Source organism: Mucilaginibacter sp. CAU 1740, from assembly GCF_039839285.1.
Lineage (GTDB): Bacteria > Bacteroidota > Bacteroidia > Sphingobacteriales > Sphingobacteriaceae > Mucilaginibacter.
Genome location: NZ_JBDOQS010000015.1, coordinates 25,045 through 49,140 on the forward strand (window position 1 = coordinate 25,045; position 24,096 = coordinate 49,140).

Consider the following 24,096-nt stretch of genomic DNA (forward strand, 5'->3'; position numbering starts at 1 on the left):
TTTCATTGTTATATAGTGAGTTGAGCGTTGTTGTTTATTTAATACGTCCGTAAGCGTTATCCAGGTCAACCTTGCTTACCAATGCATCATACAATCCTTGTATATATTTATTATCAGCATCTTCAAGGCTGGTTTGCGCCTGCGTAACCTCTATACTTGAGCCTACACCCTGCTGGTATTTTATTTTAGATACCCGCAAAACTTCCTGCGCCAGCTCCTGGTTGCGTTTTTGGTTATTAAGGGTTTGTAAGCCATTAATATATGACACGGTAGCTACCTTGGCTTCAAGATTAATAGAGTTTTTAAGGTTATTGAGGTTGTTTGATGACTGCTGAACCACAATTTTTGCCTGCCTTACCTGGTTAAGCCTTTGGCCCCCACTAAAAATGGGTACATTAAGCGTTAAGCCGATATAGCTTGAAGGGAACACCTGGCTGTAAAGCTTATTAAAGTTGTTATCCTGGTATGATGCTGCATAGCTGCCGTTGGCATTAAGCGTAGGTAAATAAGATGACTTTTTATTGCTCAGGTCAAGCTCGTTCAGCTTTTTCTGGGTTTCCTGCAAGGCGTATTCTATTCGGTTATGATAAAACGAGGTATCGGTGGTCATTTCGGCAACATTATTATCCAGGTTGATATCGCTTAGCTTATCGGTAAGTACCAAGCTGTTCTCGATCGGCATCCCCATCTGAAATTTCAGCATCTCGTAATTCAATGCCAATGAGCGCACAATGTTTTCACGACTGGTTACCAGGTTATTGTATTGTACGGTAATGCGATCTACATCGATCTTTTCTACAAAACCTTGTTTGTTTTGCGCTACGGTTTGGTCAACCTGTTGTTTTAACTGGGCAATGTTGGCATCGTAAAGTTTTATCTGTTCATTGCTTACCAATACCTGGTAATAAGCTTTGGTTACAGCAACATTGGCCGCTATTTTTGAACGGGTATAATTTCGTTGTGAAAGTTCACGATAGGTTTTTGAAGCTTTCAACCCTACAAGATAACTACCGTTAAACAGGATCTGGTTTAAGCTTACACCAAGGTTTGATTGATACTTTACACCAAACTTAACCGGGATAAATGTACCGGGCGCGCCAAAAAATTCACCGGGCAATAAAGTGGTTGGTATTTTTAAATAATCCTGAAATGAGGCCGTACCGCTGATCTGCGGTAAACCGATCCCTGTTGTTTCCTTAACCTTATATTCGGCGCTTTTGATATCCAGTCCTGCGTTCACCACCGCATTTTGGTGTTCGTAGGCGTAGTTAACACAATCCTGCACACTAAAGTTAAAGGTTTGTGCATTTGGCGGTGCCTCCTGCGCATAGCTTTTAACAGCTATGGAGCAAATTAGCGTTGCCGTGTAGAGTAAATATTTCATTTATATATGGTGATTGAGTGATTATTCGGTTAATTGGATCGCCACAAATTTCGGGCTATGGCTGACAGCCCTATGTCAGCATCTTATTCATTATTATTTTTTTTGTACTCGTCAAGCAGCTTGTAACCCTCCAGCGTGCATACCCCATAGTTAAAGTGATCAAGAAACTGGATCTGCACTTTCCATGGGTTAAACTCAGCTACCGGAAATATTGAGGTGTTAAAACCAAGCTCAACCTGGTTAACCCGCATGCGGGCTATGATCTTTACATCAATATCCGTACGGATATAGCCCTGCCCCATTCCTTTGGTTAAAAGCTCTTCCATTTTCTGGGTTAAAAACTCGGCCTTAAATTTTTGAAAATCGTTCCAGGCTTCGGGATGATACCGCTGCAGATCATGGATCACTACCGGGTTGATGCGTGAAAAAATATCTTCCGAGCATTTATTCATGTTCATCATTTCCTCGATCACGTTATTTGAATTGGCAACTATATCGTTGATCTGGTCTTCATCTTCCTGTAGTTTCTTCCTCGTCAGTGCCGAAACCAATTCATTTTTATCCTTAAAAAACTGGTAAATTGTTTTTTTCGACATGCCGAGGTGCCTTGCAATATCATCCATAGTGATACTGCGGATACCTGATGTTAAAAACAGGTCTTCAGCTCCTTTAATAATTCTTTCTGTTTGACTCATTGACTTTCCGGGTCAAAACTATGGAAACATTTTTTGATTACAAAGTTTCCTATGGTTTTTAATTTCTTATTACAAATAATTGTTCATTTTAAAATCCGTTTAGTTAAAGCTTGTTGTTCAGGTGTTTAATCGCAGAGGTTTTAATCTGCCAAAGGCTTTTCAAAAATGATTACCTTTGCAAAAAATTATCACCCACTCTTTTAATATATATGACGCTTACTTCACTTTCAGCGATCTCGCCTATTGATGGCCGTTATAGAAACACCACCGCAGATCTTGCCGCATACTTTTCAGAATATGCCTTGATCAAGTACCGTGTGTTTGTTGAGATAGAATATTTTATCGCGCTTGCTGAGCATCCACTACCTCAGTTACAGGCTTTTGATAAAAATTTATCAGAAAAGTTACGCGACATTTACAGGAATTTTTCGGAAGCTGACGCTGAAAGTATAAAAGTGATCGAAAAAACAACCAATCACGATGTTAAAGCGGTTGAATATTTTATTAAAGGAGAGTTTGATAAATTAGGCTTAGAAGCATTTAAAGAGTTTATCCACTTCGGCCTTACCTCGCAGGATATTAACAACACAGCTATCCCCTACACCTTTAAACTGGCGTTGAATAATAGCTACTACCCTGCTATTAATGATTTGGTTAGTATCTTAAAATCATTTGCTAATGATTGGAAAGATATCCCATTGTTGGCTCATACCCATGGCCAACCAGCATCACCAACCCGTTTAGGTAAAGAGATAGAAGTTTTTGTTGAACGTTTGGAAGCTCAGCTGGAGTTGTTAAAACCAATCCCAAATTCGGCTAAGTTTGGCGGCGCTACCGGTAACTTTAACGCGCACAACATTGCTTACCCGGCTATCGACTGGAAAGCATTCGGCAACAACTTTGTAAACAATATCCTTGGCCTTAAACGTTCACAGTACACTACCCAGATTGAGCATTACGATAACTTCGCTGCCCAATGTGATGCGTTGAAACGCGTTAACAATATCCTGATAGATCTGGACCGGGACATGTGGACTTACATATCCATGAACTACTTCAAACAAAAAATTAAAGCGGGCGAAGTAGGCTCATCGGCCATGCCACACAAGGTTAACCCTATCGATTTTGAAAACTCGGAAGGTAACTTAGGTATAGCCAATGCGTTATTTGAGCATCTTGCTGCTAAGTTACCTATCTCAAGGTTGCAGCGCGACTTAACCGATTCGACCGTGTTAAGGAATATCGGCGTACCATTTGCACATACTTTAATAGCTATTAAATCAACCGTTCGTGGCCTGAACAAATTGCTGTTAAATACAGATGCTATTAATGCAGATTTGGAAGCTAACTGGCCTGTTGTTGCCGAAGCTATCCAAACCATTTTAAGGCGCGAAGGATATCCAAACCCATACGAGGCACTGAAAGACCTTACCCGTACCAACCAACAGATCAACGCAACAACCATTGCCGAATTTGTTGACAACCTGCAGGTAAGCGACGCCGTAAAAGAAGAATTGAAAAAGATAACGCCGTTAAATTATACAGGGATTTAATAGATGTGCAGATTTCAAATGTGCAAGTGTGCAAATGATTTATTAAAAAGATGATGTTTTGATTTGAAATAATCTGCACATTTTGCATCTGCACATTTGCACATCGATAATCTGCACATCAAAGAAATGTCATAACAAAGTTTAGGGTAGCTTTTAACAAAAAAGCTGTTTAAATTTGTTAATTAAGATTGAATAAAAACACGAAACGATGAATATCAACGTATATACCGAATTAACGCCCAACCCGGCAACTATGAAATTCATAGTTAACAAACTGCTTATCAACGGCAGTGTTGACTTCCCTACTAAGGAAAGCGCCGAAAAATCACCATTTGCAAAAGAGCTTTACAAGTTTTCGTTTGTGAACGGTGTATTTTTTGCCAGCAACTTTGTAACCATTACCAAAGCCGAAGGCAGCGATTGGGCAGATGTTGAGCCGATAATGAAAGAGTTTGTTAAAGGCGCCATCGAATCTGAATTAAAGATCCAACTGGAAGAAGAAGCCGAAGCCGGTAACTTTGAAGGCACAGATACCGAAGTAAAAATTCAGCAGATCCTTCACGATTACGTTCGTCCGGCTGTTGAGCAGGATGGCGGCGCTATTTCTTACCGTTCGTTTAATGAAGGCGTTGTAACTGTTGAACTTCGCGGTTCATGCAGTGGTTGCCCTTCGTCAACTGTTACGCTTAAAGCAGGTATTGAGAATTTATTGAAACGTATGGTGCCTGAAGTTACCGAGGTAGTATCTGAAGCACTTTAATATATTTCAATTTTCCATAATGATTTCATTGATGGATAAATTGCAGTTATAAATAAACAAATAAGGTGTCGGTTTAATAACCGACACCTTATTTGTTTTAGGGAATTAAGAAAATTAATCGCGATCAGGAAAACATTGAGGACCGGCAGCTCCGCCTTCATATTCCAATACAACGCTATTGTTATAGGGTATATATCTACAACTATCATTATAAACTTGTTTCTGTCTCTCTCCTAAAGGTTGATCAAGTAGCAAGTACGAATACATCCCTAATCCGCTCCTGGCGAAACCGATCTCAGTGTTTTTTCCATTTTCAATAGAAATACAATGGGCTTCAATGAGTAACCTTTTAATGGTTTTGAGGGTTTCTTTATTCCAACTAACTATTTTGAGCATTTTATTAAGCTTCTCTCCATCAGGCTCAAGCTGCCAATCCTGTGTAACGGTTGTTTCTTTATTTTTTATTGCAGTGATCTTTAAATCAATACTCTCCTTAATATTGAAAATTCTATTTTCTGGTTCAAACTCAATTGATACCGTATAATTGCGGGGAACCAGTTTTGCATATCGGCTTTTCAATAAAATGATCTGCTCATAGTTGGCTTTAACATTTGCGATCAATTCTTTTTTAGAACTTTTTGGCATCGATAATACAAATAAAATACCGGCTTTATTTTGCTCTGACCCGGAATTATACGCGTCTATAAATTCTTGCTTCCTGTCATCCGGAATATTCTTTATAAGCTCTTTAAAAGAGAATCTATATTGATTGATTTATTTAATTGCTGAGCCGACAGATTATTAAAGCAAATGGCTAAAACAAAGCAAAGGAGAAAAAAGGGCTTCATGATAAGGTGTTATTTGTCATTACAAATATATCATTGTGCAGCATACGCAACATAATTATCTACGTATCGCCTTATCAAGTACCTATGTTACTTATAACCTTAAAATCAATATTACTTTTAGTTAGTAAGTTTTTTATTTTAGCAGTCTGAACCTTAAAAATCTGTTGCGATATCACATTTTAATAAGGCGATAATTTTTATTTATCCTGATTATTTAAACGATGCAAGCCGAAGAACTACTGAATTGTAAAAACTGTGGAGCCGTATTACCGGCAAGCACCAATCAAACTATTAAATGCACCTATTGCTCAACAGTTTATAATCAAAAACAAGCGAGCAATGATTTTTTTAATACGGCGGGAAATGACTTTTTTAATAATGCAGGAGGTGATTTTTCAAAAACGATGGAAAATGTGTTTTCAAATGCAATAGGGAACGCGGTTACAGACACATTAAAAAACGAATTTTCGGAAATTAAGCAAACTGAGTACGGAACTATCAAAGTACAGGTTAAGCAATTTCATTTTGAAAATGAGGAAGCCGAAAAAGCATTTCTGCAAAAGCAAGAGCATATTGATTTTGAAAACGATAGCGTACAAGAAGCTTCTGCTAAAAAACGACAGGCTAAAAAATTTGAAAAGAATGATCCAGCTGTACGTATTGTTGCTATCGCGATGTTATTTTTTATTGCTTGGATAATCGTGACCATCATAAAAAAGATCTTTTAGTATAGGGATTGGAAAACGTAAAAGCGCAGCAACAATAACTAATAGCTAATGTAAACTAAGGGGCAGATGTCAATGAAAATACTTTTGTATCACTTCAAGCATTTCCTCTGTTATTTTTCCATTGGTAGCAAGTAATTCACGGGCTTCCAACACTTCACTCCCACCTTTAAAATTCACGACTTCGCCCCCGGCTTGTTTAACGATAACAATTCCGGCCGCAACATCCCAGGCGTTCAGGTTATACTCATAAAAAGCATCAAAGCGCCCACACGCAGTATAAGCCAAATCAACTGCTGCCGACCCTAAGCGCCTTAAGCCGTGGCTGCTGCGCATTAATTCGGTAAATACCTCGATGTAAGCGGCTTGTTTAGTAAAATCATAATACGGGAAACCTGTAGCCAGTAAACCGGTACCAATGGTTGCATTTTTACTTACGCTGATCTCTTTGCCATTCAGATAGGCCGGGGTATCGTTCGAGGCGTAAAAGCATTCATCAAGATTAACTTCATATACTACTCCTGAAATTAGTTCGTCATATTCTTTCAGGGCAATACTTACAGAAAAAGCGGGTACGCCATGGATAAAATTGGTAGTCCCATCCAGCGGATCAATGATCCAGTTATAACGTTCACCTATTTTGGTGGTTGTTTTTTCTTCGGTAATGAAACCGGCTTCGGGCAGGATCTTGCTCAGGCCGGCTACGATCATTTGCTCTGCGGTTTTATCAACGTACGATACCATATCGTTGAGGCCCTTGTACTCAATCTTATCCGGATCAAAAGCTTTACGTTCCTGGCGGATAAAACCTCCGGCTTGTTTTGCTACTTCAGTTACCTGGTTGGTTATGTTGGCCGTTTGCATGGTTACGTTTTAATGAAAGGCTGAATGAAAAAACTTTATGTATAAAAAAGCTGGCAAAGAAGAGACTGAGCGCAGCCGAGATCCGGGCTACTGTAGGGTTAAAATTACAGGCCTGAATTAATATTTTAACTACCGTAAGGTTAGCGAAAAAGCCAACGGTAGCCACAGTTACAAAGCGGATAAACTGTTTTTGCGGTGCGGATTTCGATTCGTTAAAAACCATGTAACGGGTGATCAGGAAATTAACCAGCACGCCCATAAAAAACGAAAGGGCTAACGATACTGTGTAATTACGCAATGTAATACCCAATATTTTATAAGTGTGTTGTACCAACAGGTTATGGTAAAACAAGTAAAAAGCAGATACATCTACCAAAAAACCGGCACCTGCCGAAAGCACGAATCTAAAAACCTGGTTTTGAAGTAGCTTATGTGTTGAAGAGCTTTTAGCCATTTGTAGCCCCCAGCGTTTTCTTTTGTTTGTTCAGTCCGTTTACGATGAGCGCAGTTCCACCCAATACCATGATCACCGAGATCATTTCGGCCTGGGTAAACGAAATACCGGCAACCGTGTATTTTGTATTAACCCTGATAAGCTCGATAATAAAACGCTCAACACCAGCCAATATCATATATATGCCAAACAAAACGCCCGGAGCTTTAAAATTGTGCCTTATTTTCCATAATACAAAGAACAGTAATAAACAAATTACACTCTCGTAAAATGATGTTGGATAAACCGGAAGTGGTAATTCATGGCAGAATTTGCCCGCGCAACTAACCATTTGTATCCCCTCGTCGTTAACATTGTGCGGAAACTTGAAACTCCACATCCAATCGGGTGCCCAGCTTAACCAGCCTGGTTTAGGCGCGGTATTTACTATGCCCCAATCACCGTCGCCGCTCATTTGGCAACCTATACGGCCTAAGCCGTAAGCCAGCATCATACCGGGGCCGCCAATATCAAGCATATCCAAAGGTTTAACACCGTTTTTTTTGGCTATATACAAAACAGCAGCGCCGCCGCATATTAAACCGCCGTAAAATGTAAGGCCACTAAAGCCTATTAGCATACCAACGGGGTCTTTCATAAAATCGCCCCAGTTTTCAAGCGCGTTAAACAGCTTGGCCCCGGCAAAACCAAATACCGCCGCCCAAAGCAATATGCTGCCCAATAACTCGTGCGGCTGAACGTCAATCACAACAGTTTGGGGTTTATCTTTTTTCTGTTTGTTTGCTTCGTGCCAAGCCCAGTAAGCAAATATGGCCGCACCTAATAAACCGCCAATCCAGTTACCTCTTAGTGATAATAAAAAGCCTTGCGGGTTGTCTATCAGTTCATGATAGTTAAGCGCGCAATCAATAATTTTATAACCTAATACAAAGCCAAAAATCCCGTTACCTACAAGTTCGCCAGTTGACGCAGGTAAGCCCCTCGTAACAGTTTTTTTAAATGAATGGAGAATGCCCAATGCTTCCTTCCGTTTAAATTCCTGCCCAAAAGCCCAATATCCGCCTACAAAAGCAATGGCCACAAAAAAGCCGAACGTTTGTATAGGCAGCGGAAGATTAAAACCGAAAAGGTATTGTAACAGCGAGGTTAACGTAGGGAACATAGGTTAAATTTTAGGGCGAATATAAAGTTTAATGCACTAATATTTCTTCGCCTTCTGTTATTTCAACATCACCATCAGGTGAAATATTGGTTAAATGAACGGTTTTTAATTCGTTCACCAGTACGGGATCGTACTTGGTGCGCACCTTTACGTAGTTGCGGGTAAAGCCGTGCATAAAGCCGTCTTTAATGTCGCCCTCAAACAAAACTTCCTCGGTTTTATTGAGTTGGCTTTCGTAAAAAGCACGGCGTTTTTTATCCGATAGGATATGCAGCATTTTACTCCTTTCGCCACGTGATGAACCCGGCACAGCACCTGTCATCTGGGCGGCAAGGGTGTTTTCCCTTTCTGAGTAGGTAAATACGTGCAGGTATGAAATATTCAGGTCGTTCAGGAAATTATAGGTATCGATAAAATCCTCACGGGTTTCGCCGGGGAAGCCTACTATCACATCCACACCGATACAGCAATCAGGCATCAGTTCTTTAATTTTCTCAACCCTGTTTACATACAGGTCGCGCTTGTAACGGCGGCGCATCAATCCTAAAATCTTATCCGAACCTGACTGTAGCGGAATATGGAAATGCGGAACAAAACGTTTTGAGGTTGCTACAAAAGCGATGATCTCGTCGGTTAATAAATTTGGTTCGATAGATGAGATCCTGAAACGGTCGATACCTTCTACTTCATCCAGCGCTTTAACCAGGTCGAAGAATTTATCTTCGCGTTTGCCATTGCGGATACCGAAATCGCCAAGGTTTACACCGGTAAGTACAATTTCTTTTACACCTGATGCGGCAATTTGCCTGGCCTGCTCCAATACGTTTTCGATAGTGTCACTACGGCTTGAACCACGGGCCAGCGGAATGGTACAGAAAGTACAAGAGTAATCACAACCATCCTGCACCTTTAAAAATGTGCGGGTACGGTCGCCAAATGAATAAGCGGGAACAAACTCGTTAGCTTCCGATACCGGCTGATTGAATACAAGCGCCTTAGGGCGTTTGGTCAGATCGCTGATATGATCAATGATCTGGAATTTTTCGGCAGCGCCAAGCACCATGTCAACACCGGGAATTTCGGCAATTTCCTGTGGTTTTAACTGCGCGTAGCAACCTACGATGGTAACGTAAGCATTAGGCGAAATCTTAAGCGCTTCCTTAACTATCTTCTTACACTTTTTATCGGCATTATCAGTAACCGAGCAGGTATTGATAACAAAAACATCTGGCTTATCGGTAAAGCCAACAGTATCATAGCCAGCTTGGTTAAACAGGCGACCAATAGATGAGGTCTCCGAGTAATTCAGCTTGCAGCCTAAAGTGTAAAAAGCGACTTTCTTATTCATTTTGAAACGGCAAAGATACAGTTTTTTAAAGAAATGCCTAAGTGGGTAAATTTCATGCTACGGTAAAAGTAGCAACGGCATTACAGATGGTTGAAAAGTATTACCTTATCTGCATCAAACAGAACAGATCATCAAAAAATGTAAATATTACATTTATAAACTTAATTCTATCGCATGGAAATGGCTATTATATATGGTGTGATCACCTTACACAATGATTACTTGCGCTCTGCAGAGTTTATCAAATCATTAGGAAATGATTTGATGTTTCCGCACGTATCTGCATCAGATTTCGGCCTTGGAGATTATGATACTTATCATCACGAAGGGATGCTTACCTATAATTATACCTGGGATAATATGGTTATAAGCTATGCCCAGACTACCGGCGCGGCTATATTTGATGATCAGCATCTCAAGTTCTTTATATTGAAGATGGAGCACATTTTACGGAATATTGATTTTGTTAAGGCGATAATGCATCTCGAATCGACAGAATCATTAGAAGGAGCTAACTTATTTTGGGAGAAAAAAGAACATCGCTATTTTGATAAGCAGGAAGATTTAGCAAATGAAGTAATGATAGAAACCGACGAATGGAATTTTGGATTTGGCAGAAGGTCGCTTTCAGGTTACTTAGATGAGCAGGCTGATAAAATCTGGCACTCTTTTAAATATCATCCATATCCGCCAAGGTTTCCAAAACAATTTGTTGATGCTTTCTTCGGTAGGATGAGCGAATTGATTGACAAGTACGGAGCAGCCGAAATCCCTATAGAAACTGAATTTGAATCAAAATTGACAAGTATTACAACGCAGCAAATTGTCAATTATTTATTGTTCAAAAAAATTATAGCGCCTGCTGACACGAGTGAAAATTTAAGAATAGTTAAAGTGATTAAGCCCGAACTGTTAAATATAGAGAGCCTGTACTTATGATCTCTCTGTAAAAGAGAAACAGCATCTAAAATAGTTATATAATCCCCTCCTATTTCCCTATTTTCGAACGGATAAAAATCCTAAACCAATAAAACAATGATCATATACGGTACCAAAGCCAAACTCCTTAAAAACGAGATAGCAAACGCTTCCTGCCCCAACTGCAATACTGCCAATAGCATACAGATGAATGTTTTTCAGCGCTGGGCACACATATTTTGGATCCCGTTTTTTCCGATAGGTAAAACCGGCGTTTCGCAATGCCTACATTGCAAGCAGGTTTTGAAACTAAAAGAGATGCCAGCCTCGCTCAAGTTAAGCTACGATAATTTGAAGGGGCAAACCAAAACACCGGTTTGGACATTTAGCGGCGTAGGCGTAGTTATTGTTATAGGGATATTTGCTTATATCCACACCAAACAAACTGCCGAACGCATTAACCGTTGGGTATTAACCCCTAAAAAGAACGACGTGTACCATGTGAAACTAAAAAACGACCATTATACCTTATATAAGGTTGACCATATTGTTGGTGATACTGTTTATCTCGCCCTCAACAAATACGAAACAGATCGTGAAGAAGGCTTAAGCGACATGGCAGCCAAGGGTGATACGGCTTATGATCTGGCACAGCAAGGCTTGCCCAAAAGTATACTGGCCGATATGGCTAAAGAAGACAGGATTTTGGATATTGACAGGAAATAAACCGGCTTTATGCAATCAGAAACCGCCGCCAGCTCGTCATGGCTGGGCAAATTTTTTGAGGTTGTTTTAGTTTTTGTAGCCGGTGCATGCGGTATTTATATGCTGCTCACCTCTTTTGCACCTCAAACTTTCTATATGTATTTTGGCCGAATGCTTGATACCTGGCTGATTGAAGGATTGAGCGCGGCGGTATTGCTTGCTCTTGGATATTCGATATACTGGCACCTTAAAGAACGCAAAACGCAATTCGGTTCAACCATCAAATACGCCTGGTTTAGGGCTATTATTCGTTACTTTGTTGCTTATACCATAAGCGTTTATGGCTTCGCTAAAATCTGTCAAACACAATTTGCTCATTATTATTTCAGAGATGATATACCTGCGGGGCATTTAAATGGGTTATCGCTTACCTGGTATTACTTTGGCCACTCTTATACCTTCGCGGTAATTTTGGGCTGCATCCAAATCTCGGGTGGTATTTTACTGATGTTCAGGCGTACTACATTGTTAGGCACCTACATATTGTTGCCGGTAATGTTTAATATTGTACTCATTAACCTGTTTTACGATATCGCTTTTGGAGCGCTTGTAGTTGCCATCATACTAACTGTAAGCTTAGTTTATTTATTACTATTGCGATGGCACGATCTTAAGGTATTGTTTCTGAGCAAGCCAATAATTCCTCCAATAAAACTTAGTTTTTTAAAACCGATAGTAATACCTTTATTATTGGTTACTGCCTTTTACAGCGTGTATCATTACGTTGCCAATAAACCATCTCCGGCCCCATTTACCGGGATATGGAAAGTTACTGAGTTAAAGCGAAATGGCAAACCCGACAATGAAAACGCATGGGTAGAACATGCATCATCATTTCATAAAATCTATATTGAAAAAGATGGTACAATAGCGTTTTCGGCTAACCCGTACGTTTTTGATGATATGAAAGCGTGGTTTGGTAGTTATCAGTATGATGACCGCCGTAAAGTGCTAAATGTATTTTTTAACGGTCCTACCGGAGATACCACCAAAGTTATTGTAAAGGACGATTACATCGACAAAAGTATGCGATGGAATACGGTGATCAATAAGGATACTTTGCAAATAAAGCTTTACAAGCAATAAAGCTACACATTCCCCCACCCCAATGCTAAAACATCGGCTAGGTGCATAGTTTGTATAGGCAAGTTATTTTTATCGATATACCCTTGCAAGTGCATTAAACATGAAGCATCTGTAGAAATAATATATTCAGCCCCCGCAGCAAGGGCATTATCCACCTTCTGCTGTGCCATAGCTGTAGAAATGCCATCAAACTTAACAGCAAAAGTCCCCCCAAAGCCGCAGCAGGTTTCACCATCTTTAAGGTCGACCAGCTCCAGGCCGTGTACTTTTTCGAGTAGTTTGCGGGGTTCTTCTTTGATCTTGCATTCGCGCAGAGCGGCACAGCTATCGTGGTAAACCGCTTTGCCATCCAATTCGGCACCGAAGTAATCAAACTCCATAATATTAATCAAAAAGTCGGATAGTTCGTAGATGTTGCCTTGTATGGCGCGACAGGTGTTATGTACAGCGGTATTGGTAAACAGATCATTATAGTAATTTTTCACCATTCCTGTGCAGGAGGCCGATGGAGAAACGATCACACTCTCCGCCGAAAAATCGCTTAAAAATTTACTACCTATGGCCTTGGCATCGTCCCAAAAACCGGCGTTAAATGCCGGCTGTCCGCAACAGGTTTGGGCGGGGTTGTAACTAACTTTGCAACCTGCCTTTTCAAGCACCTTAACGGTATTGAATGCCGTGGCAGGAAACAACTGATCGATAAAACAAGGAATAAACAACTCAATATTCATCGGCACAAATTACTTAAGGCTGCTAAAATCCGAATTTCTATTAACGTTTTTCTCTGCCTTCAATAAAGAAAACAATAAAACAAGGCCGACAATGAAAAATATACCCAGCACCAGTACCGAATTACGCGGGCTGCCTGTCAACTCTTCAAAAAAGCCAAAGCTAAACACACCGCCTACTATCGCCAGCTTTTCGGTAACATCATAAAAACTAAAAAACGAAGCAGTATCCGGAATGTTTTCGGGAAGATATTTTGAGTAGGTAGAACGCGACATTGATTGGATCCCTCCCATTACCAAGCCTACTACCACGGCTATAATATAAAATTGAGTTTGCGTATAAGTAAAGTAAGCAGCAACACAAACCGCTATCCATAATGCAACCACACCTATCAATACGCGTACGTTGCCATACTTGCTGGATAAACGCGACATTAGCGTAGCACCTAAAATTGCCACCAGCTGGATGATCAAAATAATGGCAATTAATTGCTCCGTTGCCATTTTAAGTTCTTTGGCAGCAAAGCCGGTTGCCACCAGCATAATGGTTTGCACTCCCATCGAATAGAAAAAGAAAGACGGTAAAAACCTTTTTAACAAAGGCATTTCTTTCACTTTTTTCCAAACATGTCCCAATTCAATAAAACCACCTTTAATAATATTATGATCGTGTTTTTGTGCGTTAGGGCTACCTTTAGGCAACACAGAAAATGGAATAATAGCGAAACCGATCCACCATAATCCCACCAATAAAAATGAAAGCCGGGAAGCCAGAGCCTGATCAATACCGAAGGCCTTCCCTTTCATTACAAAAAACACGCATATCAATTGCAATAAAACGCTGCCTATGTAGCCGTAAGTAAATCCTTTGGCGCTTACGCTATCCTGCATATCTACAGTAGCAATTTCGGGAAGGTATGAATTGTAAAACACAAACCCACCTGCATAACCTATTGCGGCCAATGCAAAGGAAATAATTCCCATTTCCAAGTGATCTTTATCAAAATTAAATAAAGCGCAACATGCGGCCGACCCCAATAAAGTAAAAAAGATCATGAAGGCCTTTTTATTCCCTTTATAATCAGCAATTGATGATAGTATCGGCAACAACAAAACCATCACCAGGTAAGCGGCCGATAATGCATAATCAGATAGCGCTGTGTTTACAAAACTGTGGCCGAAAAAGTTAACCTTATCGCCATTGGCTTTATTGGAGGTGATAGCTACATAATAAGCCGGAAATATGGTTGAGGTAATTACGAGGTTATAAGCCGAATTGGCCCAATCAAAAAATGCCCAGGCCCGGATGGTTTTCTTGTTGTTTTTGTTTTCCATTTACGAACTAAAAGTAGGCAAATTTTGGTAGTTGCAAAATCCTATAAACCAATACACCTTCTTCGGCCTTAAATAAAACGCTAACTACTCGTTTAACATTTTTTTGATCTCGGCGGCCAGGTCTATTTTATTATCTTTTATATACATCGCGCCAACACGTTCGTAAACAGTTTTTTGACTATTTGCTATCACATCGTTAAGCGGCCCGCTATTGCCACCCGGATACTTAGCCATATCCCAGTTTATTTTGAAATCTATTTTTTGAGTTTTACCGGTTTCTCCTATCGAACATGTTAAAACATCATAGCGCGCACCGTTTTTGTTCCCCAAACTTTGGCTTGTTACGTTAAGATCACGGTCATCAATCAATATAGCCCTTGTTATCAAATATTCTTCATCAACGCTGTTAACTACATATTCGGCTTGCGGGTCGAAAGAAGAATAATTGGGATCCAGTTTATTGTTTTGTGTATAATAAGCCCACAGGCACACATCTCTTAAACGATCTGACAACCCACTATTATCTGGAAAAAGCTTATAAGCTTGCCATGCTACATCAAAAGCATTTTTAAAATCATGCATACTGATGTATGTGAAAATAATACGTCCGTAGGCAAATTCGGCTGTGTTTGCAGGATTGTTCTTATTAAGCTCTATCGACTTTTTAAAATACCATATGGCCGAATCAGGCTTATGCTCATTTAAACAAAACACACCTAAAAAATGATAGGTTCCAAAAAACGAAGGATCTTTTACCATTGCTGCCTGGAAATTTGCTTTAGCAGCTGCTTTATCAACATCTACCAGTTTCAACCCGGCAGCAAATTCGGAAGGTACCTGGGCAAAAGATGTTGTGATTTTAAATAATAAAACAGTAAGGATTAGGCTTTTGAAGGTGTTCATATTTTATGTTTAGGATAGTGCCAATATCCATAATACAAATCAAAACACAAAGCTTAAAAGTAAATACCGGATCCTCTTGTGTATTTAGTCGCGGTTGATATACAAGTCTTCTACCTTTTTCCTGGCCCAATCAGTTTTGCGCAAAAACTTCAGGCTCGATTTAATACTCGGGTTATCATTAAAACAATTGATCCGGATGCGCGCCCCCAGCTCCTTCCAACCATAATGGGCTACCAGTTCGGTTACTATAGCTTCGAGTGTTTTGCCGTGGAGCGGGTTATTGGGCTGCTGTTCCATCGCACAAAAGTAATTAAAATAGTACAACCTAATTTGTTAACATTCCGTTTAAATACTAAACGCTTATTAGCTGGTATTTAATAAATAATAAAATTTATTAAATTTAGAGCAGGTATAGCGCCCCATAAAAACCGCTGCTTCAAAATTGCCCAGAAATATTTTAATGAATAGCTTTAAGTATTACCTTGTTTTGCTGTTGCAGGCTATTTTCGTATGCGCTTTTTCGCAAAACCGACCGCTCCATTTTCAGCACATCGGCAGTAACGAAGGGCTTTCCGAATTAAATATTAATTGTATTATTCAGGATAGCCGCGGATTTATTTGGGTGGGCACACGCGATGGTCTTAACCGGTACGATGGTATTCAATTCAAGATCTTTAAAAATATACTTGGCGATACCACCAGCCTTAGCAATAGCTTTGTGCAGGATATAGTTGAAGACACAAAAGGCAACCTCTGGATAGCTACAAGCGGTGGCGGTTTAAATATGTACGACCGAAAAAAAGACCGCTTTGTGCATTATCGCCATAACGAAAAAAACAGCAACTCGCTTGCCAGTGATATTTTAGTTAAGATAGCACTTGATAAAACCGGCAACCTATGGATCTGTAATCAAAAGGAAGGCCTCGACAGGCTTGATATCACCAAAAACAAGTTCACCCATTTTAAATATAACCCTGCTGATAGCAACAGCCTGAGCGATAATAATACCCGCGTAGTATGTATTGATAGGGCCAACAACCTTTGGGTGGGTACCACCTACGGCGGCCTCAACCTTTATAATCGCAGCAACAATAATTTTACCCGCTTTGTTCAGGATGGCAGTAATAGCGCGTCGATATCTTCCAATAAGATCAACGCCATTTTTGAGGATACTGATCGCCGTTTATGGATTGGCGTTAGCGATGGCGGGCTCAACCTGTACAATCCGGATTCAAAAAGCTTCACGCATTTTAAAAACGATCCGCATAACAGCAATTCCCTTTCGTACAACAGCGTTCAAGGATTAGCTGAGGATAGCGCAGGCAACCTTTGGATAGGCACCGAAAATGGTGGTTTGAGCATTTTTAACTACGCCGCGGGCAAATTCAATAACCATTTTCAGGATGATGTAGATAATAGCAGCATAGCCAATAATTCGGTTGATGTTATACTGCGCGATAAAAGCGGTAACATGTGGATTGGCGCTTTTGCATCGGGACTTAATTTTTATAAAAAAACGCGCGAAAACTTTGCTCACTATAAGCACAACGCCGCCAAAACCAGTCTATCCAACAATTTTGTGCTCAGTATTTATGAGGATAAAAAGGATAATATCTGGCTCGGAACAGATGGCGGGGGTTTGAATTTATTCGACAAAGAGACTGGAGATCTCAAAGCCTATAAACATAACGAAAACGACAAAAGCACCATTTGTGGCGATTATGTGCTGGCGATAAAAGAAGATGCCAAAAACAACCTTTGGATAGGTACCTGGGGCGATGGCGTAAGTATGATGAACCCTGCTACACGCACTTTCAAATCGTACAGGCACAACCCTAAAGATACCGGCAGCATCAGCGGTAATAATATCTATGCCATTGAGAAAACGCCCGATGGTAAGTTATGGTTCGGTACATTGGGAACCGGGCTTGACAGGTTTGATCCTAAAACCAGTAAGTTTATCCATTATCGCCATGATGCAAAAAATCCAAAAAGCATCAGCAGCGATAATATTAACTCGTTGCTTGCCGACTCGAAAGGGAACCTATGGGTTGGTACTAACGATGGTGGTGTTAATTTGTACGATACTTTAACAAACTCATTTAAACCGGTACAGTACGAAAAACTAAACAGTGCCCTTGGCAATAATACCGCGCTTGATCTGTTTGAAGATCATCTGGGCAATATCTGGATTTGTACCTATGGGGGCATTTATCGCTTAAATCCGGCTACGGGTAAAGTCGCCAATTTTAAAATGAAGGATGGTCTGCCGGCAAATTATTGTTATGCCGTGGAAGAAGATAGCGACGGCAATTTATGGATCAGTACCAATAAGGGTCTCTCCCGCTATAATCCTAAAACCAACAAATTCCGGAATTTCACTATTGAAGAGGGCTTACAGGCCGAAGAGTTTAAACCGCACTCGGCAGTAAAGGGGCACGATGGCGTACTTTATTTTGGTGGGGTTAACGGCTTTAACATGTTCAACCCGGATAGCATCAGGGATAATGTTTATGATCCGGAAATGGAACTAACCGATTTTCAGATCTTCAATAAATCCATCCGCGTAGCTCAAAACAGCAATGATCCATCGCCGCTTAAAGAAGATATAACCGAAGCAAAATCGATCACCTTAACACATACCCAATCGGTAATTTCATTCGAATACGTATCACTTGATTACGCGCTGAGTTACAAAGAATCGTACGCATACATGCTGGAAGGCTTCGATAAAACATGGAATTACGTGGGCAATAAAAACAGTGCTACATATACCAACCTGCCCGCCGGCGATTATACCTTCAGGGTGAAAAGCAGGGATGCAGATGGCCATTGGTCGAGGCATGAAATAAGCCTGAAAGTTACCGTATTGCCGCCTTTTTGGCTTACCTGGTGGTTTGTTAGCCTCGCAATATTATTTATAGCGGCTGTTATTTACGCCGTATATCGTTACAAAGTGAACCTACTCATCAGGCAAAAACACCAACTGGAAGAGCAGGTGACCGAACGTACAGCCGAGGTAATCCAACAATCGGAAGAGTTGAGGACGCAATCAGAGAACCTGCAGATCCTTAACGTTGAGCTTCAAAATCAATCGGAAGAGCTGCAGGCTTTGAACGAAGAATTGCTTTCGCAATCGGAAGAGTTACAAATACAAAAACAACAGGAACAAGAAGCCCGCGAAGAGGCCGATAAAGCCAACCAGGCCAAAAGCGTTTTCCTGGCCACCATGAGTCATGAGATCCGTACACCGATGAACGGTGTTATCGGCATGGCCTCGCTTCTTAGCGATACTGAACTGAATGCCGAGCAAAGAGATTACACAGATACCATCATTTCCTGCGGTGATAGTTTGGTGAATGTAATTAACGATATCCTCGATTTTTCAAAGATCGAATCGGGCAAAATGGACCTGGAGCAGGAAGACTTTGACCTGAGGCTTTGTATTGAGGAGGTGATGGACATCTTCTCTCAAACCGCTGCCAAACGCGAGTTGGAGTTGGTTTACCAGATAGACCCTGCCCTGCCCCAGCAAATTATTGGCGATAGCCTGCGGCTTAAGCAGGTGCTTACCAATTTAACAGGAAACGCCATCAAGTTTACCGAAAAGGGTGAGGTATTTATTAAAGTGTTCCTTTCAAAAAGCGTTAATGACAAGGAAATTGAGATAGGCTTTAGTGTGATGGATACCGGTATTGGTATCCCCGAAGATAAGCTTACCACGCTGTTCAGCGCTTTCTCGCAGGTTGATTCATCTACCACCCGTAAATACGGCGGTACGGGTTTGGGCCTGGTGATCAGCGAGCGGTTAGTATCATTAATGGGGGGCGAAATTTGGGTAGAGAGTGTGTATGGCGAGGGATCTGTTTTCGTATTTACCATTAAAACGTCTATCAGCAAAAAGCAATCTAAAAACGTACCTATTGTATTTAACGCCGCCGAACTGGAAGGTAAAACCGTTTTAATTGTTGATGATAATAAAACCAACCGTTTTATACTACAAACCCAGCTGGAACAATGGGGCATACAAACCGTAGCTGCCGCCTCCGGGAAGCACGCTTTAGATATTTTGGCCGAAACCGAAGGTTTTAACCTGGTGATAACAGATATGGAAATGCCGGGAATGGACGGCGCAGCGCTTGCAAGAGCTATAAAGGAAAAACATACCGGCCTTCCCGTTATTATGTTAAGCTCTATTGGCGATGGCTCTAAACGTAAGTACCCGGGCTTATTTTCAAGCATCCTTACCAAGCCAGTAAAACAGGCTCAGTTGGGTAAAAGTATCCAGACCGAGTTTCAAGGGAAAGTATTTAGTCCCCCTACAGAAGCTAAAACTGACAAATTACTTGATGCTACTTTTGCAAAAGAACACCCATTGAGCATCCTTGTTGCGGAAGATAATACAGTAAACCAAAAACTCATCAGCCGCATGCTGGAGAAATTGGGTTATGATTTTGTTTTGGCGCAAAACGGTTATGAAACACTGGAGAAACTAAAATCCAACCCTACTTTTGATGTGGTGTTCATGGATGTTCAGATGCCCGAAATGGATGGTTTTGAGGCTACGCGTCATATTCGCCAATACGCGTTTAAGCAGCCTTTTATTATAGCCATGACCGCCAATGCCGGCCCCGACGACAGGGACATGTGTATTGCCGAAGGCATGGACGATTACATTGCCAAACCCATGAAAACCGAAGCATTGATCAATGTATTGAGGGCTGCCCACAAAATGATGAAAAGGCCTAACGGTAAATATGTATAGATCATTTCTTGATATATCCTGATAGCCCTGTAGAGGCAATTGTAACTGCTTCACTACAATTGTTACATTAACATTTAAAAATCTTATTGCTTTTCAGCCCAATTCTTCGATATTTGGTTTAAGCGTGCTTGAGCGCGTTATTAAACCAATTTACCTTTTTGTATAGATAATACAGGGCATTCTATTGGAGATGCTTAGTATTTTCAACAGAAAAATAACCTGCAAACCAAAAATCTACCGAATGGAAAAATCACGTCGTACTTTTATCAGGCAGGCCGCGTTGGCCGGGGCTGGAGTTGTATTAACATCAAAAGGCTGGAGTGCCCAAAGTTATAAACGCATTATTGGCGCGAACGACCGTGTGCGGGTTGGCGTAGTGGGCTTTTCAGATCGTCACAAAAGTTCGCACGTACCCAGCTTCATGAACCATTATAAAGAGCTTAATTTTGATGTGGTAGGCGTATCTGATATCTGGAACAAACGCCGCGACGAGGGAGCCGCACTTTGGAAAGACAAAATGCAGCACGATGTAAAGGCCTATCGCAATAATGAAGAATTATACGACAGCAAAACCGTAGATGCCGTATTTATCAGCACTGCCGATTTTCAGCATGCCCGCCACACCATCGAGGCCGTAAAAGCCGGATGCGATGCTTATGTTGAAAAGCCGTTTGCCGAAACTATGGAGGATAACAAAGCGGCATTGAAAGCGGTTAAAGACTCGGGCAAGATAGTGCAGATCGGTTCGCAACGCCGTAGTGGGGCAAACTACCACGCGGCTAATGATTTTATCCGTTCGGGAAAATTCGGGCCGATAACTATGGTTGAGCTTACCTGGAATGTAAATCAGCCAGGTCGTTGGCGCAGACCTGAATTGCTCAGTCAGCTAAAAGAACAGGATACAGATTGGAAGCGTTTTATCATGAATCGTCCTTACGAGGATTTTGATCCGCGTAAATATTTAGAATATCGCCTATTCTGGCCTTACTCATCAGGTTTGCCTGGCCAGTGGATGAGCCACCAAATTGACACCGTACACTGGTTTACCGGTTTAAAACACCCACGTAGCGTTGTAGCTAACGGTGGTATTTATGTTTGGAAAGATGGCAGGCGTAATTGGGATACCATTTTAGCCGCGTTTGATTACGGTCCGCTTGACGATCCTAAAACCGGTTTCCAGGTTACCTTTGGCTCACGCATGCACAATGGCGATGAGCACCCTGCCGAGATCTATTACTCAAACGGAGGTGAACTGAACCTCAATACTAATAAGGTATCACCCGAAGGAGGTCTTACCCAGAAAATGGCCGACGCCATGCACATGAATGCTAACCTCCTCCCCGATCTTAGCCTGGCTAATACCGAGAAAGTTGTGGCATCAGCCAATACCGGCGGAGATGTGCTTACTTCAAATCACGTCCGCAACTGGATGGAATGCGTTCGCAGCCGTAAGCAACCTAACGCCCCGGTTGATGCAGGCTACAGTCACTCAATAGCAAACATCATGACCAATGCCGCCGTGCATACCGGTTATAAAGCAACCTTTGATGAAGCCACACAAGAAGTGATGGCCAACGGAAAAGTGTTTAAATATTGATCGTCCTGATCATTTTTACCGGGTTAGGTTTTATCAAATAACCTAACCCGGTATTAACCTCACATCACCATGAAAATATTAAAAACCTGCACGCTCATATTCGCGGTTAGCTCCGCTGCTATTACCGTAACAAGGGCGCAAAAAGCCGAACCGGTAACAGTAACACAATCAGCAAAAAACAAAATTGATATCAGCATTGGAGGAAAACCATTTACAAGTTTCCTTTATCCCGATACGCTCGAAAAGCCGGTGCTATACCCTATCCAGGCGGCAAACGGAACACTGGTAACCCGAGGCTTTCCGCTGGCTACCCGTCCCGGCGATCCTACCGATCATCCGCATCATATAGGACTTTGGTTCAACTTCGAAAACCTGAACGGGCTTGATTTCTGGAATAACTCGTTTGCTATACCTGCTGATAAAAAAAGTGGCTATGGCTGGATCCGGACTGATAAAATAACAAAAGTACAAAGCGGCAATAAAGGTGTACTGGCCTACCATGCCAACTGGACAAACCAACAAAAGCAGGTAATACTGGAAGAAAACACCCGCTTTGAATTTAGCGGCACAGGCGACGATCGTGTTATAGATCGCATAACCACCTTAACCGCCAACACCGACGCCGTATTTAAAGATGCCAAAGACGGAATGCTTGGCCTACGCCTGGCGCATGAACTGCAGATACCAGATCCTGCCGATCAGAAATTTACCGATGATAAAGGTAACGTAACCATAGTAAAAGGCGGTGAAGATAAGGTAGCCAATGGCACTTATCTTACCAGCGAGGGTAAAGCAGGTAACGATGCCTGGAGTACGCGTGGTGTATGGTGCAAAGTTTACGGTAAAATGGGTGCCGATTCGGTAAGTATCGCTATTATTGATCATCCTCAAAATCCTAATTATCCAACTTTTTGGCATGCCCGCGGCTATGGCCTGTTTGCTGCGAACCCGCTCGGCGAGAAGATTTTCACCAACGGCAAATCGGAGAAGAACCTTACTTTAAAAAAGGGGGAATCGGTAACGTTTAGATATCGGATTGTGGTGCATAGTGGTAAGCAAACAAGTAGCGTGGCTTGGCTGAATAATACGGCTACAGAATTTGGAAAAACGAAATAACGCGAGATAGAATCTGTTACACTTTAGCATATAAAGTCTTCTTTAATGAAAATTTAAAGAAGACTTTTCTTTTTTAAACACCAAAGTAATTACACACCGGAATATATTTCTTAAAAGTTGTTTAAAAACAATTAAATAAAACTGCTTTATCTCCCATGTCATTGCGAGGAACGAAGCAATCCCCTACTATACAAGGCGAACTTGGATAGCTCCTCTGCCTATCTGGGATTGCTTCGTACCTTATAATGACGACTTTTATATATTTTTAAACGGCCTCTTGGCATCAATGGCTACATTTTTAATATAATTAATTTAAGATGGAATTTAACTCAATATATGGAGCTATAAGATTAAACAGGGATTATAAACGTTCAATCAACTTTATTAAATCTTTAGGGCAGGATAACTATTATCCGTTCATCAATACTAATATATTCAGTTTCGGTGATTATCAGATTCCTTATTATTACGAGGAGATGATGCTATCTTTTGCCGCAACTTATAAAGGTTTTGGCCTTGAACTTCACGACTGGAATAAATTGGTTTTAAAACTCGAACATATATTGAGAAACATCGATTTTACAGTAGCTCAATTTCATGTTGACAGTTATTTAGACGATTTCACATTAACCTGGGTGTGTAAAGAAAATTTCTATCCTCCAGACGATTATTTAAATAAAGGCTATCAATTAAAGAAAAATGACGATCTATATTTTGGATATGGTGTAAGATCGATGTTTACAGGCTATTTACGGCAAGAGCTAAATGAATGTGATACTTTAGAAGGGCTTAATATGGGCTTTAGCTACCCCATTGTTTTTGCACCAGCGGCAATAGATTATGTGCGGCAAAAATTTGAGCAAACGTCTCATCTACCTATCGGCTCAATAATTGATGCCCGGCTGAAATATGGGGATCCGTTGCTTGATCGTGTGGATGAAGTACTTTACTCTTTAGTATTAGCAGGTAAAATAGATTTTGCAGCTTATCGAAGATTGGAGGAAATAATTATCCTCGAACAGCCGTGGTATCAATAAACTCATCAAAATCAATCACCTCTCATTACAACTTTACCAGTTCCTCGTACCTG

The 24,096-nt window shown here is 41.0% G+C and carries 21 protein-coding genes; 10 read left to right on the forward strand and 11 right to left on the reverse strand.

What is annotated here, in order from left to right; all coding sequences use genetic code 11:
* Positions 1-34: 34 nt before the first annotated feature.
* Positions 35-1,384 (reverse strand): TolC family protein, encoded by a 1,350-nt coding sequence (locus AAFN85_RS26165; RefSeq protein WP_347530816.1) that lies wholly within the window; start codon positions 1,382-1,384, stop codon positions 35-37.
* A gap of 83 nt (positions 1,385-1,467) precedes the next feature.
* Positions 1,468-2,079, reverse strand: coding sequence for a TetR/AcrR family transcriptional regulator (locus tag AAFN85_RS26170; RefSeq protein WP_347530817.1), 612 nt, complete (start codon positions 2,077-2,079; stop codon positions 1,468-1,470).
* Positions 2,080-2,288: 209 nt separating this feature from the next.
* On the opposite strand from AAFN85_RS26170, the gene purB reads away from it, so the two are divergent.
* Both purB and AAFN85_RS26180 read left to right on the forward strand, forming a co-directional pair.
* Positions 2,289-3,632 (forward strand): adenylosuccinate lyase, encoded by a 1,344-nt coding sequence (gene purB, locus AAFN85_RS26175; protein WP_347530818.1) that lies wholly within the window; start codon positions 2,289-2,291, stop codon positions 3,630-3,632.
* A 208-nt stretch (positions 3,633-3,840) separates the two neighbouring features.
* On the forward strand, positions 3,841-4,392 hold the full coding sequence (locus AAFN85_RS26180; RefSeq protein WP_347530819.1) for a NifU family protein: 552 nt from the start codon (positions 3,841-3,843) through the stop codon (positions 4,390-4,392).
* Between the two features lie 114 nt (positions 4,393-4,506).
* Here the strand turns inward: AAFN85_RS26180 and AAFN85_RS26185 are convergent, their stop codons facing one another.
* Positions 4,507-5,037 carry a hypothetical protein gene (locus tag AAFN85_RS26185; RefSeq protein ID WP_347530820.1) on the reverse strand — a complete coding sequence of 177 codons (531 nt, stop codon included), beginning with the start codon at positions 5,035-5,037 and terminating at the stop codon, positions 4,507-4,509.
* 424 nt (positions 5,038-5,461) lie between these two features.
* Between AAFN85_RS26185 and AAFN85_RS26190 the strand changes: the two genes are divergently transcribed.
* The gene (locus AAFN85_RS26190) at positions 5,462-5,968 is read left to right on the forward strand and encodes a hypothetical protein (protein WP_347530821.1); all 507 of its coding nucleotides are present in this window, start codon (positions 5,462-5,464) and stop codon (positions 5,966-5,968) included.
* A 69-nt stretch (positions 5,969-6,037) separates the two neighbouring features.
* On the opposite strand, the gene AAFN85_RS26195 is transcribed toward AAFN85_RS26190, so the two are convergent.
* From AAFN85_RS26195 to mtaB, 4 genes are read right to left on the reverse strand one after another with little or no spacing between them, the layout of a single operon-like run.
* Positions 6,038-6,829: an inositol monophosphatase family protein gene (locus AAFN85_RS26195; RefSeq protein WP_347530822.1), complete on the reverse strand. Its 792-nt coding sequence runs from the start codon at positions 6,827-6,829 to the stop codon at positions 6,038-6,040.
* Complete coding sequence (locus AAFN85_RS26200; protein ID WP_347530823.1) at positions 6,795-7,283, reverse strand: GtrA family protein; 489 nt, start codon at positions 7,281-7,283, stop codon at positions 6,795-6,797. Before AAFN85_RS26200 ends, AAFN85_RS26195 begins: the two co-directional genes overlap by 35 nt.
* Complete coding sequence (locus AAFN85_RS26205) at positions 7,276-8,445, reverse strand: prolipoprotein diacylglyceryl transferase (RefSeq protein ID WP_347530824.1); 1,170 nt, start codon at positions 8,443-8,445, stop codon at positions 7,276-7,278. Before AAFN85_RS26205 ends, AAFN85_RS26200 begins: the two co-directional genes overlap by 8 nt.
* A 28-nt stretch (positions 8,446-8,473) precedes the next feature.
* Entirely contained in the window at positions 8,474-9,793 is a 1,320-nt protein-coding gene (gene mtaB, locus AAFN85_RS26210) for a tRNA (N(6)-L-threonylcarbamoyladenosine(37)-C(2))-methylthiotransferase MtaB (RefSeq protein ID WP_347530825.1), read from the reverse strand.
* A 174-nt stretch (positions 9,794-9,967) separates the two neighbouring features.
* Here mtaB and AAFN85_RS26215 point away from each other — a divergent pair, with 174 nt between their 5' ends.
* From AAFN85_RS26215 to AAFN85_RS26225, 3 genes are all read left to right on the forward strand, one after another.
* The gene (locus AAFN85_RS26215; protein WP_347530827.1) at positions 9,968-10,732 is read left to right on the forward strand and encodes a hypothetical protein; all 765 of its coding nucleotides are present in this window, start codon (positions 9,968-9,970) and stop codon (positions 10,730-10,732) included.
* A gap of 96 nt (positions 10,733-10,828) precedes the next feature.
* On the forward strand, positions 10,829-11,437 hold the full coding sequence (locus tag AAFN85_RS26220) for a hypothetical protein (protein ID WP_347530828.1): 609 nt from the start codon (positions 10,829-10,831) through the stop codon (positions 11,435-11,437).
* 9 nt (positions 11,438-11,446) lie between these two features.
* Positions 11,447-12,562: a hypothetical protein gene (locus AAFN85_RS26225; protein WP_347530829.1), complete on the forward strand. Its 1,116-nt coding sequence runs from the start codon at positions 11,447-11,449 to the stop codon at positions 12,560-12,562.
* A gap of 2 nt (positions 12,563-12,564) precedes the next feature.
* On the opposite strand, the gene AAFN85_RS26230 is transcribed toward AAFN85_RS26225, so the two are convergent.
* The 4 genes from AAFN85_RS26230 to AAFN85_RS26245 form a co-directional block, all read right to left on the reverse strand.
* Positions 12,565-13,293: a (Fe-S)-binding protein gene (locus tag AAFN85_RS26230; RefSeq protein ID WP_347530830.1), complete on the reverse strand. Its 729-nt coding sequence runs from the start codon at positions 13,291-13,293 to the stop codon at positions 12,565-12,567.
* A 9-nt stretch (positions 13,294-13,302) separates the two neighbouring features.
* The gene (locus AAFN85_RS26235) at positions 13,303-14,625 is read right to left on the reverse strand and encodes an MFS transporter (RefSeq protein WP_347530831.1); all 1,323 of its coding nucleotides are present in this window, start codon (positions 14,623-14,625) and stop codon (positions 13,303-13,305) included.
* A gap of 84 nt (positions 14,626-14,709) precedes the next feature.
* On the reverse strand, positions 14,710-15,528 hold the full coding sequence (locus AAFN85_RS26240; protein WP_347530832.1) for a hypothetical protein: 819 nt from the start codon (positions 15,526-15,528) through the stop codon (positions 14,710-14,712).
* Between the two features lie 84 nt (positions 15,529-15,612).
* Complete coding sequence (locus AAFN85_RS26245) at positions 15,613-15,825, reverse strand: VF530 family protein (RefSeq protein WP_347530833.1); 213 nt, start codon at positions 15,823-15,825, stop codon at positions 15,613-15,615.
* A 163-nt stretch (positions 15,826-15,988) separates the two neighbouring features.
* Here AAFN85_RS26245 and AAFN85_RS26250 point away from each other — a divergent pair, with 163 nt between their 5' ends.
* The 4 genes from AAFN85_RS26250 to AAFN85_RS26265 all read left to right on the forward strand — a co-directional run bounded on the left by AAFN85_RS26250 (position 15,989) and on the right by AAFN85_RS26265 (position 24,043).
* The gene (locus AAFN85_RS26250; protein ID WP_347530834.1) at positions 15,989-20,293 is read left to right on the forward strand and encodes a two-component regulator propeller domain-containing protein; all 4,305 of its coding nucleotides are present in this window, start codon (positions 15,989-15,991) and stop codon (positions 20,291-20,293) included.
* A 241-nt stretch (positions 20,294-20,534) separates the two neighbouring features.
* Positions 20,535-21,890, forward strand: a complete 1,356-nt coding sequence (locus AAFN85_RS26255; RefSeq protein WP_347530835.1) for a Gfo/Idh/MocA family oxidoreductase — start codon at positions 20,535-20,537, stop codon at positions 21,888-21,890.
* A 69-nt stretch (positions 21,891-21,959) separates the two neighbouring features.
* Positions 21,960-23,006: a PmoA family protein gene (locus tag AAFN85_RS26260; RefSeq protein ID WP_347530836.1), complete on the forward strand. Its 1,047-nt coding sequence runs from the start codon at positions 21,960-21,962 to the stop codon at positions 23,004-23,006.
* Positions 23,007-23,323: 317 nt separating this feature from the next.
* Positions 23,324-24,043 carry a hypothetical protein gene (locus AAFN85_RS26265; protein ID WP_347530837.1) on the forward strand — a complete coding sequence of 240 codons (720 nt, stop codon included), beginning with the start codon at positions 23,324-23,326 and terminating at the stop codon, positions 24,041-24,043.
* Positions 24,044-24,096 lie beyond the last annotated feature (53 nt).